The sequence below is a fragment of the Aquimarina acroporae genome, from assembly GCF_023195925.1.
In the GTDB taxonomy this organism is placed as follows: Bacteria; Bacteroidota; Bacteroidia; order Flavobacteriales; family Flavobacteriaceae; genus Aquimarina; species Aquimarina acroporae.
The window spans coordinates 207,365-219,766 of record NZ_JALPRE010000007.1; the positions used below are offsets into that span (position 1 = coordinate 207,365).

A 12,402-nucleotide genomic window follows, 5' to 3' on the forward strand; every position below is an offset into this window, starting at 1 on the left:
TGTTGTAATTCAGTTATGTGTAATCAAACAACGGTAAGTAAATAATCTTTATAATATTCATCTTTATCTGTAAAAGACTGCACTATCCTGAGCCCCGATTCTTCTGCCAACCATTTTACAGTATCGTCATCATACTTTTGAGAGATCTCTGTATGTATACTTTCCCAGGCTTCAAAATGAACTTGTAACGATAATGCATCAATATCTACAGTATGCTTTTCTTTACTTACCAAATAGCTTTTTGCTGTTCCACTTTCAGGATCATAGGTTTCCCAATGTAGAAATTTATCAAGATCAAAATTCCCATCAAGCTCTCTATTAATTCTCGCAAGAACGTTTTTATTAAAAGCCGCTGTTACTCCTGTTTGGTCGTTATAAGCATCCAAAACTTTCTGAGGATGTTTTTTTTGATCAAATCCCATAAAAATTAGATCTCCAGGATTCATAGCATGACACAATTTTTGCATAAATTGAATAGCTCTTGGGTGCAGTAAATTCCCAATATTAGAGCCTAAAACCATAACTACTTTTTTACGATCACTTATGTGTTTCAACCTATCTAAAACCTCAAAATACTCTCCTATTTGACCATTAACACTTACATCAGGCATTTCGACACTAAGATCATTTACAAGACCTTCTACTGCATTTTGACTAATGTCTATAGGTACATAAGTAAAATCATAATTATGGTCTCCTAATTCTTTCAACAAGATTTTAGTTTTTTTACCATCTCCAGCACCCAACTCAATAAGGTCGAAACCTTCTTTATCATTATCAAAACTATGAGCAATATCCAATTTATGGGTTTGAAAAATCTCAAATTCAGCTCGGGTAAGATAATACTCTGGCAGTGCCATAATTTGTTGAAATAACTTATCTCCAGCCTCATCATAAAAATATTTTGACGATAAGTATTTCGGAAATGCAGTTAATCCTTCACATACTTCCTTTTCGAAAGTAGAAATTATTACTTTTTGATCTTTAGAATTCATAAAGAATAGGGTTATTTATTTCTCACTAATCTGAAACCAGTGAACTGCCATCTAAGGTGAGGGTGAAAAAAATTGCGATATGTTGATCGGGTATGGTTTTGAGAAGTAGCTACAGAACCACCTCTAAGTACTTTTTGATTTACCATAAACTTACCATTATACTCTCCTAATGCTCCTGGAGCTTTCGAATAGTTTGGGTATGGCAGATATGAACTTTCAGTCCACTCCCATCTTGAACCCCATTTAAATTTTGACTGAGCAACTTCCCATTCAAATTCTGTGGGCAAACGAAGTCCCTTCCACTGCGAAAAAGCAAATGCTTCAAAATAGGAGATATGCGTAACTGGCGCATTAGGTATAATATCCTTCAGACCACGTAACGTATATTGTTGTAACTTACCATCAATTTCATGCCAATACAACGGGGTTTCTATGTGTTCGTTTTGTATCCAATCCCATCCTTCAGCATGCCAGAAGAGTGAATTTCTATAACCACCATCATTTATAAATTCGAGGTAATCTTTGTTTAAAACAAGTTGATTACTTATTTCATATTCCTGAAGTAAAACTTTATGCCTTCCCAATTCATTATCATAACAAAACCCTGTGCCATCAAATCCAATATTATAAACTCCTTCTTTAATAGTTATAAAATCCTGTGGTTCTTCTACAACTGGGTTCTCAGAAAATGTATCATTATATTTTGGCAGTAATGGATTATTACCCAAAATAAATTTAATATCGGTTAATAATAATTCTTGATGCTGTTTCTCATGATGGATTCCTATCTCGACCAATTCATGAATTTGAGGATCGTCGTTTTCTTCAAGAAAACTCTGTAAATGGGCAGTAACATGATCTCTGTACTCATACACTTCACTTACCGTAGGGCGCGAAAGATTTCCTCTGTTTGTTCTTATCACACGTTTACCAACACTTTCATAATAACTATTAAACACAAAAGCGTACTCTGGATGAAAGCGCTCATAACCCTTCACATATTTAGACAGAATAAATTCTTCAAAGAACCAAGTGGTATGTCCTAAATGCCATTTTGGAGGAGAAACATCCACAATAGGTTGCACTACATAATCCTCTATCTGGAGTGGAGCACAAATTTCTTCGGTATCTGATCTTGTTTTTAAAAATGAGGTAAGTAAGCTATCAATTACAATCATAAAAGGGAGCGTATACGATTTACGAATACACTCAAATTTACATATTTTTAATTGGATTGTATCTTTAACAAGGTTAATCCCATGTTAAAAAACTAGCTATTACTGAGATCTTCTAAAAGTAATCGGTACAGAATATGCTATAGCAATGGGCTTATTCCCCCATCTTCCTGGTTCCATTTTTGGAATAGCACGAATTATTCTAATCGCTTCTCTTTGCAAGTATCTATGAGCACCTGTAACTTCTAAAATTTCTACCTTCCCTTTTTTATTAATGATAAATTCTACGGTTACAGTACCGCTCAATCCTTCATTAATTGCAATTTCAGGATATTCAAAATTTCTTAAAATATGGTCTCTTAATTTGTTGTCAAAACAATTAACCGGTGTCTGTCTTGATCTATCACACCTTGGCCACATGGGAGTGATTCCTTTTTCATTAGCATTTTCCTGAGACAGGATCAATCCATCATCTTGGGCAAAGGAAAACCCCGAGATTAGAATTGTAAAAATAAGTAGTAGTGTTCTCATAGTATAAGTTTAAAATTTAGGGCTAAACTGCAACCGCTCCTTTAATATGAGGATGCGGATCATAGTCTACTAGTGTGAAATCATCAAAAACGAAGCCAAAAATATCTTTAACCTCTGGATTAATGATTATTGTAGGTAATTTACGGGGTGTTCTAGATAGCTGAAGCTCCAACTGTTCCATGTGATTATTATAAATATGGGCATCACCAAAAGTATGTATAAATTCTCCTGGTTCATAACCGCACACTTGTGCCATCATCATCGTAAACAAAGCATACGAAGCAATGTTAAATGGAACTCCTAAGAATATATCTGCACTTCTTTGGTAGAGCTGACACGATAATTTTCCATCGGCAACATAAAACTGAAAAAACGCATGACAAGGAGGTAACGCAGCTTTACCATTGGCCACATTTTCTGAAAAAGATTTAGATGTATCTGGCATAACGCTAGGGTTCCATGCAGAAACCAACATACGTCTGCTATCAGGATTTTTTTTAAGAGCTTCTACAACATCTTTAATTTGATCTATTTCATCGCCATTCCAGTTTCTCCATTGATGTCCATAAACCGGCCCCAAATCTCCATTTTCATCTGCCCACTCATTCCAAATACGAACTCCATTTTCTTGCAGATATCCCACATTGGTGTCTCCATTCAGGAACCATAACAATTCATAAATAATCGATTTGAGATGTAGTTTTTTGGTGGTTACCATCGGAAAACCTTCACTCAGATCAAAGCGCATTTGATATCCAAAAACGCTACGAGTACCGGTTCCTGTTCTGTCTTCTTTGGCATTCCCATTTTCAATTACATGACGCACAAGATCAAGATATTGCCTCATATTCTTCCTTACTATTTGTTTACGTTAATCTCTAAAGTTTTAAGTGCTCACCAAATATACGAAAAATAGGTCTCGAGAGATATGAGAACCAAAAGATTATAAAATAGTTATAAACTGCTTATTAAAATTACGAGATCTTTAATAAAAAGTTATCCTATTATCATTCCAGCAATTGTAGCCGATAATAATGAAGCAATAGTACCTCCCAGAAGTGCTTTGAGACCAAATTCCGAAAGCGTTTTACGCTGTCCAGGAGCAAGAGAACCAATCCCTCCTATCTGTATTCCTATTGAAGCAAAATTAGCAAAACCGCACAACATATAGGTAGCCATAATTACTGATTTACTATAGGTAAGGTGCAAGGGATTTGATGGGTTTTTGAGATCTGCCAATTGAATGTAGCCTACAAATTCACTAGCAGCCAATTTAATACCTAGTAACTGCCCCATAAGCATTACATCTTCTTTTGCAACTCCTATTAACCACATTAATGGCGCAAAAAGATACCCTAAAATAAGCTCAAGAGACAGGCTTGGATAGGCGGTATTGGAAGCAACCCAAGCATTTATAGAAGTAATGTCTCCTACCCAACCTAAAATACCATTTAACATAGCTATAAACGCAACAAACACCAGTAACATAGCTCCAACATTTACAGCGAGTCTTAAACCTTCTGTAGTACCATTTGCTATAGCATCGAGTATGTTAGATCCTATTTTCTCGGAAGAAACGTATACATCCGTATTGATTTCTTCTGTCTGAGGAAATAATATTTTAGAAATAATAATGGCTCCAGGAGCTGCCATCACAGATGCTGCTAATAAGTGTTTTGCAAACTCTAACCTCAAAACAGGGTCATCTCCTCCTAAAAATCCAATATATGCAGCTAATACTGCACCTGCTACGGTTGCCATTCCTCCCACCATAACTAACAAAATTTCTGACCTATTCATCTTTTCTAAATAGGCCTTTATTAACAAAGGAGCTTCTGTTTGTCCTAAAAAGATATTACCCGCTACGCTTAAACTTTCTGCCCCAGATATCTTTAATGTTTTTGTTAGTAACCAAGCTAAACCCTTCACTACTCTCTGAATGACGCCTAAATAAAACAACAACGAAGTTAGAGCTGAGAAGAAGATGATAGTTGGCAATACCTGAAAAGCGAATATAAAACCAAAAGTATCCATATCTACCACCAATCCTTCGAATAAGAATTTACTACCTGCTCTCGTAAAGTCTAATACACTAACAAAAAGGCCTCCAACCCACTCAAATATCGTCTGTACTAAAGGAATCTTTAAAACTCCAATGGCAATTATCAACTGAAATCCCAAACCTAAGGCAACAGTCTTCCAATTTATTGCCTTTCTATTGCTGCTAAACAAAAATGCTATCAACAAGAGAACCACCATTCCTAAAGCGCCTCTCCATATGCTATTTAAAGAAAACCCTTGATTGGGAACCAACTCTTTAATTTCAGCACTTTCTACAACCTGAGGAATTTCTTTTTTTACCACTAGAGCATAGGTAATTCCTTTTTTTGAAAGTACCAGAGTCGAATCAGTTAACACATTAATGCGATACTTAATTAAAGAATCTTCTGTCGCTTCTGGAAATAACAGCAGTACATTATTTTGTTTTAGATAATCTCCTTTTAATTCTTCTTGTAAATTACTTAACGAATAATCAAACTTCCCATCTTCAAACTGAAAACGGTCTTGGTCAGAAACTTTCAATTTTTCTCCAGAAACATCTTTGATAGCATCAAGAGACCATTCTTTTTCTATAGATTGCGAAAATAAAGAGAGAGAGATAAATAGCGAAAATAGAAAAGTAAGTAGTAATCCTCTTTTCATAAAAATTGACATCATTTAAAAAATAATTAACCCCTTTCGGATGAGAAATTTAACCTCGTTTAGAAATTTCATCTCGTATTCTTGCAGCTAACTCATAATCTTCATTAGAGACTGCCTGCTCAAGCATTTTATTTAGTTCGTCAAGTGACAAATCTTTATAACTTGTTTCTTTCCCTACCATTTCAACATCATCAGACACTAATTCGTCTACCAACAAACTATCTGGGTCGGTTTCATCATCTTTTTTAGGATTTACTTTGAGGTAAATACCCGCTTGATCTAAAATATTTTTATAGGTAAATATTGGAGCTTGAAAACGAAGTGCCAACGCAATTGCATCACTGGTTCTAGCATCAATAATCTCCTCTATTTTATCTCTTTCACAAATTATGCTAGAATAAAAAACACCATCGACCAATTTATGTATGATAACTTGTTTGACTATAATATCAAACCGATCAGCGAAGTTTTTAAATAGATCATGGGTTAATGGTCTTGGGGGTTTTATTTCCTTTTCTAATGCTATAGCAATAGACTGCGCTTCGAAGGCACCAATAACTATAGGTAATTTTCTTTCTCCATCAACTTCGCTTAAAATAAGCGCATAAGCCCCATTTTGGGTTTGACTATAGGATATACCTTTTATGTTCAGTCGAACTAGACTCATAATGTTCTTTCAATAAAAAAAGGCTGTTTGAACAAACGGACTTTTACCTAGGTTCAAACAGCCCTTAATTGGGCACAATTTATGAAAATTATGCGTTATTCGACTTAAATTCTTTTAATTTTTCGATAAGTTTTGGAACAACCTCAAAAGCATCTCCAACAATTCCATAGTCGGCAGCTTTGAAGAAAGGCGCCTCAGGATCATTATTGATTACCACCTTCACCTTACTTGCATTAATACCTGCTAAGTGCTGAATAGCTCCCGAAACTCCAATTGCAATATATAGGTTTGATGCCACAGGTTTTCCTGTCTGCCCCACATGCTCACTATGTGGTCTCCACCCCATATCACTTACAGGCTTTGAACAAGCCGTAGCCGCTCCTAATACATCTGCAAGATCTTCGATTAACCCCCAGTTCTCAGGGCCTTTTAAACCTCTACCACCAGAAACTACAACTTCCGCATCAGCAATAGACACTTTGTCTGCGGCTTTATCTACCGAAGTAACACTAACTCCAAAATCTGCATCAGATAATGATGGCGAGAACGCTTCTGCAGATGCAGCAGCAGAACTTTCCTTTAATCCAAATGCGTTATTCGATAATCCTACGATTTTAACATCAGTAGAGATTTCCGTAATATTGAAAGCCTTATTTGTAAAAGCTGTACGTTTCACTTTAAAAGGAGAAGCACTTTCTGGCAATGCTACAACATTAGACGCATAACCGGCATTTAAACCTACAGCCAATAATGGCGCTAAGAATTTACTATCGGCAGAAGAACTTACCACTACCACTTTAGCACCTTCTTTTTCTGCAGCTTGTTTAAGAACATCTGCATATGCTTTTGCAGTAAATCCAGATAACTTATCGTCTTTTACTTCTAAAACCTTATCTACTCCATAAGTTGCTAACTCGCTACTATCTCCCCCATTAATACTAACGGCAGTTACCGTTGTTCCTAACATATTAGCTACTTCTTTGGCATATGAAGCCACCTCAAAAGCTGCTTTCTTGAATTTTCCTCCTTCGCTTTCTGTATATACTAAAACTGACATATTTTTTCTTTTAAATAGCTTTTGCTTCGTTATGTAATAAATCTATAAGTTCCTGCACGTTATCAGGAGACACTAATTTCACATCTCCTTTTGGAGCTGGCTTCTCAAACTGAACAGCTTTAGTTTCTCCAGATGCTTCAACTGGCTCTACAACATTAAGAGGTTTTTTACGAGCCATCATGATCCCTCTCATATTAGGTATACGAAGATCACTCTCCTCTACAAGTCCTTTTTGCCCACCTACTACCAACGGTAATTTGGTAGTTGAAGTTTCTTTACCTCCATCTATTTCGCGAATTGCGGTAGCGGTATCACCTTCGATCTCCAAACCAATACATGTATTTACAAAATTAGCTCCAATCAAACCTGCAACCATTCCCGGCACCATACCACCGTTATAATCGATAGACTCTCTTCCTGCAATCACTAAATCATAACCACCATCTTGAGCAACCTTTGCCAATTGTTTTGCTACATAAAACCCATCGGTAGCTTCTGCATTTACTCGAATAGCATTATCTGCTCCAATAGCTAAAGCTTTACGTAATGTTGGTTCAGTCTCTGCGCCTCCTACATTAACAACATCTACAGATGCTCCCTGCTTTTCTTTAAACCACATGGCACGTGTTAATCCAAATTCATCATTAGGATTAATTACAAATTGCACCCCATTTGTGTCAAACTTAGTATCACCATCCGTAAAATTAATTTTGGAAGTTGTGTCTGGCACATGGCTAATACATACTAATATTTTCATTTTATATAGGTATTTTTTGAGAATTTAATAATAAATGCGAATGTACAAATAAAATGTCGAATTTACTATGCATGCATAATAAATTTTTTAATTTTCAAGGATAATTAAAGGGTTTTAATTGCTACTTTTGCTTTTCGTGTAGCACAAAAATAACATATATTTCAATGAGAACAATACAATTCAGAGAAGCAATTTGCGAAGCAATGAGCGAAGAAATGCGCCGAGATGAATCTATTTACCTAATGGGTGAAGAAGTAGCCGAATACAATGGAGCTTATAAAGCTAGTAAAGGCATGTTAGATGAGTTTGGCCCTGACAGAGTTTTAGACACTCCTATCTCTGAATTAGGTTTTGCTGGAATAGGTGTAGGAAGTGCTATGAATGGAAATCGTCCTATTATAGAGTTTATGACCTTCAACTTTTCTCTAGTAGGTATCGACCAAATTATCAATAACGCTGCAAAAATGCGCCAAATGAGTGGTGGACAATTCAATGTACCTATTGTTTTTAGAGGGCCAACAGCCTCTGCAGGTCAACTTGGAGCCACACATTCACAAGCTTTTGAAAACTGGTTTGCGAACACACCTGGTTTAAAAGTGGTTGTTCCTTCAAACCCTAAAGACGCTAAAGGACTTTTAAAATCTGCCATCAGAGATAATGATCCTGTTATTTTTATGGAAAGTGAACAAATGTATGGTGATAAAGGAGAAGTGCCAGAAGGAGAATATACAATTCCACTTGGCGTAGCAGAATTAAAAAGAGAAGGAAATGATGTTACCATTGTATCCTTCGGTAAAATTATCAAAGAAGCTATCAAAGCTGCAGACGAATTAGCCAAAGAAAATATCTCTTGTGAAATTATTGATCTTAGAACAGTTCGCCCACTTGATCTGGAAGCAATCTTTGCATCAGTTAAGAAGACAAATCGCTTAATTATACTTGAAGAAGCGTGGCCTCTTGCCAATATTGCTTCTGAAATCACATATCAGGTACAATCGAATATTTTTGATTATCTGGACGCCCCAATTATCAAAATTAATACGGCAGACACTCCTACTCCATATTCTCCCGTATTGTTAGAAGAATGGCTTCCAAATAGCAATGATGTTGTTAAAGCTGTAAAAAAAGTGATGTATAAATAAAATAAACCTTTTATTTTGCGTTTCAACAATTTTGGATAATCATCAAAAATGGCCTAAAAATTGATGTGATCCACTAACTATTGCAAGTATTAATTATAATAACTTTGGATGAGACATTTGATCTTAGGAGGAATTCTGACACTTTTTAGCTGCTCATTTCTTCTTGCACAAACAAAAGTTGGTGGCCAGGTCTATGACAATTACAAACAACCTATTCCGTTTGCAAATGTGGTTTTTGTAAATTCTACTGTAGGAACTATTACCGATGAAAATGGTAGGTTCTACATGGAGTCTGACGAGAATTATTCTAATATAAAAATTTCCTTTATAGGGTTTAAAACCAAAAACATAGAGCTAACCAAAAAGGTTACCTATAATATGGAGATTATCCTTGAAGAAGAAGCGGCCGCTCTAGATGAGGTGGTCATATATAAAGGAAAAACATCCAAAAAGAACAATCCTGCGATAGACATTTTGAGAAAGATATGGGATAATCGAAGGGCAAATGGAGTAAAGAAATTCAAACAATATCAGTACGACAAGTATGAAAAATTGGAATTCGATCTTAATACCATTGACAGTGCTTTGGTAAACAGTCGAATTTTCAATGGTATGGAGTTCATATTTGACGATGTCGACACTTCTAGAATTACAGGAAAAACTTACTTGCCTATATTCTTAAATGAAGCTATTTCTAAAGTATATGGTGACAATACCTCAAATGATTTTAAGGAGGTACTAACCGGGAATAAAAATGCTGGATTTAGTGACAACCAAACACTTATTGCCTTTGTAAAGGATTTATATTCAGACTATGATGTTTATGATAATTATCTAAAATTCTTTGACAAAAGTTTCACCAGTCCTCTTTCGAGAACAGGTATCGATGTCTACAATTATGTTCTTACCGATAGTGCTTATATAGACAATAAATGGTGTTACAATATTGTGTATTATCCTAGAAGAAAAAACGAACTTACCTTCCAGGGAGATTTCTGGGTGAATGACACCACATGGGCTATCAAAGACATCAATCTTGAAGTTACCAAAAGTGCAAATATAAACTGGGTAAAAGATCTTTATATAGAACAAGAATTTGATGTTCTAAATGATTCCATATTCTTAATCACCAAAGATTATTTTCAATCAGACTTCTCGTTCAGCAAGAAAGAAAAGTCCAGAGGTGTATATGGAAAAAGAACCACTCTTTACGACAACTATAAATTCGACATCAAAAAAGATAAGAAGTTTTACCAAGCTCAGGTAGATCCTTATGATCAAGATATTTATAACCGCGCTGACTCTTTCTGGCAAAATGCCCGGATGGAAGAATTGAATAAAGATGAGCAAAAGGTCTATAAATTACTAGATACCTTAAGAACCGTTAAGGCTTTTAAACGCCTTTATAATATTGGTACTATTCTCGCTACAGGTTATATAGAATTTGATGGTTTCGATTTTGGACCTCTATTCTCGACAGTCGGTTTCAATGATATCGAAGGTTGGAGACTTCGAGCGGGAGGGCGAACTTATTTCTCAAGAAATGATCGTTGGAGAATTGAAGGATATGGTGCTTATGGTTTTAAAGATCAGAAATTTAAATACGGTATTTCTGGTAAATATCTGATCGACAGAAAATCCAGATTAATTGCTTCTGCAGGTAATCGTCGTGATGTGGAGCAGTTGGGCGCGAGTTTAACCAATACCAATGATGTAGAAGGAAGAAGCTTAGCCTCCTCTTCTATTATTGCAACTGGTGATAATGACAGATTGACCTCTATAAACCTATCGGCTTTTTCTTTGCAGTTAGAGCCTAAGAAAAACTTAACTTTAGGAGTAACTACCTCTTTTAGAAACCTTAAACCTGCTGATCGTTCGCGCTTTAGTCTAGATTTTGTTGATCCGGATTCAGGTGAATTAAGACAAGAGATAAACCAGACCGAAATAGGTACGTCTATTGCATATTTCCCCGGCAGAAAAACTACAGGATATGGTGTTGATAGAGTGGTGGTAAACGATGGGGATTTTGCAACCCTATTTCTCAACTATTCAGTAGGACTAAAAGATATTATAGAAAGTGATTTTGAATATCAAAAAATTCAATTTTTATACCAACAGCCTTGGAATATTGGTGGTTTTGGCCGATTAAACAGTACACTTGAGGTAGGAAAAACGTTCGGAGACGTTCCATTAGGCTTATTAAGTGTAATTCCTGGAAATCAGACCTATCTTTCTATATACAACACTTTTCCTCTTCTTAACTTCTATGAATTTGTAACAGATACATATGCTACTTTACATCTGGAACATAATTTCAACGGAAGAATTTTTTCGAGAATACCTTTACTACGTAAATTGAACTTAAGAGAACTAGTCGGAATTCGAGGAGCATGGGGAGAGCTCTCTGAAGAAAATTTATTACTTAGCGCACCCTCAAACGAAATATTGATCTCTCCAGATGATGAAATCTACTGGGAGTATAGTGTTGGAGTTGGAAACATATTTAAAATTTTCAGAATCGATTTTCATTTCAGAGGGAATTATTTTGATAATCCAGACGCTCGTAAATTTGGAGTTACCGGATCTTTCGGATTTTATTTCTAAATCTACTTTGCATACATTTTTAACCAAAAAATAATCTATTTTCGATTTTGAAAACGTTATAGTTTATCTTAAGGTTAAAATTTAAGTGAAAACACAATATTTTTTGTCAATAAGTTTTAAGTAAACCCTTGCATTACCTATCTTTGCCGCCCATTAAATGAAAACAAAAATTATGAGCGCAGCTACCAAAGAAAGCTTCGATGTACTAATTGAAATCCCAAAGGGAAGTAGAAATAAATACGAATACGACTTTGATATTAAAAAAATTCGATACGATCGAATGATATTTTCTTCGATGATGTATCCGGCAGATTATGGTTTTATACCTGAGACTATGGCATTAGATGGAGATCCTCTTGATGTACTAGTTTTAGTAACAGAACCTACCTTTCCTGGTTGCGTTATGGAAGTAAAACCAATTGGTGTATTTCATATGACAGATGAAAAAGGTCCTGATGAAAAAATCATTTGCGTACCTGTTTCTGACCCAATTGCAAACAAACTTGCCGATCTAAAAGAAATGAATCCACATTTGATTAGTGAAATTGAACACTTCTTCCAAGTATATAAAGATCTTGAGAAGAAAAAAGTAGATGTAGGCGGATGGGGAAATATAGATGATGCAAAAGCGATCATCAAGGCGTGCGTAAAGCGTTTTGAGGATCTTGAAGACAAACCTAAGGGTCTGTTTAGTATCCATTAAATTTTCGTTAAAAAAATTTAAAAAAGCTCAATGATTTATAATAAACATTGAGCTTTTTGTATTTAGGG

11 protein-coding genes are annotated in these 12,402 nt (G+C 35.5%); 3 read left to right on the forward strand and 8 right to left on the reverse strand.

The features are described 5' to 3' along the window. Nucleotides 1-23: 23 nt before the first annotated feature. The 8 genes from egtD to M0D21_RS12180 all read right to left on the reverse strand — a co-directional run bounded on the left by egtD (nt 24) and on the right by M0D21_RS12180 (nt 7,885). Nucleotides 24-995: an L-histidine N(alpha)-methyltransferase gene (egtD, locus tag M0D21_RS12145; RefSeq protein WP_248329845.1), complete on the reverse strand. Its 972-nt coding sequence runs from the start codon at nt 993-995 to the stop codon at nt 24-26. Between the two features lie 11 nt (nt 996-1,006). Beyond that, nucleotides 1,007-2,173, reverse strand: coding sequence for an ergothioneine biosynthesis protein EgtB (gene egtB / locus M0D21_RS12150; RefSeq protein WP_248329846.1), 1,167 nt, complete (start codon nt 2,171-2,173; stop codon nt 1,007-1,009). Between the two features lie 99 nt (nt 2,174-2,272). After that, nucleotides 2,273-2,701 carry an energy transducer TonB gene (locus M0D21_RS12155; protein ID WP_248329847.1) on the reverse strand — a complete coding sequence of 143 codons (429 nt, stop codon included), beginning with the start codon at nt 2,699-2,701 and terminating at the stop codon, nt 2,273-2,275. Between the two features lie 22 nt (nt 2,702-2,723). Beyond that, a complete protein-coding gene (locus M0D21_RS12160; RefSeq protein WP_248329848.1) occupies nt 2,724-3,548 on the reverse strand; it encodes a thymidylate synthase in 825 nt (274 codons plus the stop codon). Between the two features lie 149 nt (nt 3,549-3,697). After that, a complete protein-coding gene (locus M0D21_RS12165; protein ID WP_248329849.1) occupies nt 3,698-5,404 on the reverse strand; it encodes a NupC/NupG family nucleoside CNT transporter in 1,707 nt (568 codons plus the stop codon). A 49-nt stretch (nt 5,405-5,453) separates the two neighbouring features. Then, the gene (locus M0D21_RS12170; protein WP_248329850.1) at nt 5,454-6,071 is read right to left on the reverse strand and encodes a bifunctional nuclease family protein; all 618 of its coding nucleotides are present in this window, start codon (nt 6,069-6,071) and stop codon (nt 5,454-5,456) included. 88 nt (nt 6,072-6,159) lie between these two features. Beyond that, a complete protein-coding gene (locus M0D21_RS12175; protein ID WP_248329851.1) occupies nt 6,160-7,128 on the reverse strand; it encodes an electron transfer flavoprotein subunit alpha/FixB family protein in 969 nt (322 codons plus the stop codon). 10 nt (nt 7,129-7,138) lie between these two features. Further along, nucleotides 7,139-7,885, reverse strand: a complete 747-nt coding sequence (locus M0D21_RS12180) for an electron transfer flavoprotein subunit beta/FixA family protein (RefSeq protein WP_248329852.1) — start codon at nt 7,883-7,885, stop codon at nt 7,139-7,141. Nucleotides 7,886-8,049: 164 nt separating this feature from the next. Here M0D21_RS12180 and M0D21_RS12185 point away from each other — a divergent pair, with 164 nt between their 5' ends. The 3 genes from M0D21_RS12185 to M0D21_RS12195 all read left to right on the forward strand — a co-directional run bounded on the left by M0D21_RS12185 (nt 8,050) and on the right by M0D21_RS12195 (nt 12,334). Next, nucleotides 8,050-9,027, forward strand: a complete 978-nt coding sequence (locus M0D21_RS12185; protein WP_248329853.1) for a pyruvate dehydrogenase complex E1 component subunit beta — start codon at nt 8,050-8,052, stop codon at nt 9,025-9,027. A gap of 108 nt (nt 9,028-9,135) precedes the next feature. After that, nucleotides 9,136-11,631 carry a DUF5686 and carboxypeptidase-like regulatory domain-containing protein gene (locus M0D21_RS12190; protein ID WP_248329854.1) on the forward strand — a complete coding sequence of 832 codons (2,496 nt, stop codon included), beginning with the start codon at nt 9,136-9,138 and terminating at the stop codon, nt 11,629-11,631. Nucleotides 11,632-11,803: 172 nt separating this feature from the next. Then, nucleotides 11,804-12,334, forward strand: coding sequence for an inorganic diphosphatase (locus M0D21_RS12195; protein ID WP_248330444.1), 531 nt, complete (start codon nt 11,804-11,806; stop codon nt 12,332-12,334). The last annotated feature ends 68 nt before the right edge of the window (nt 12,335-12,402 follow it).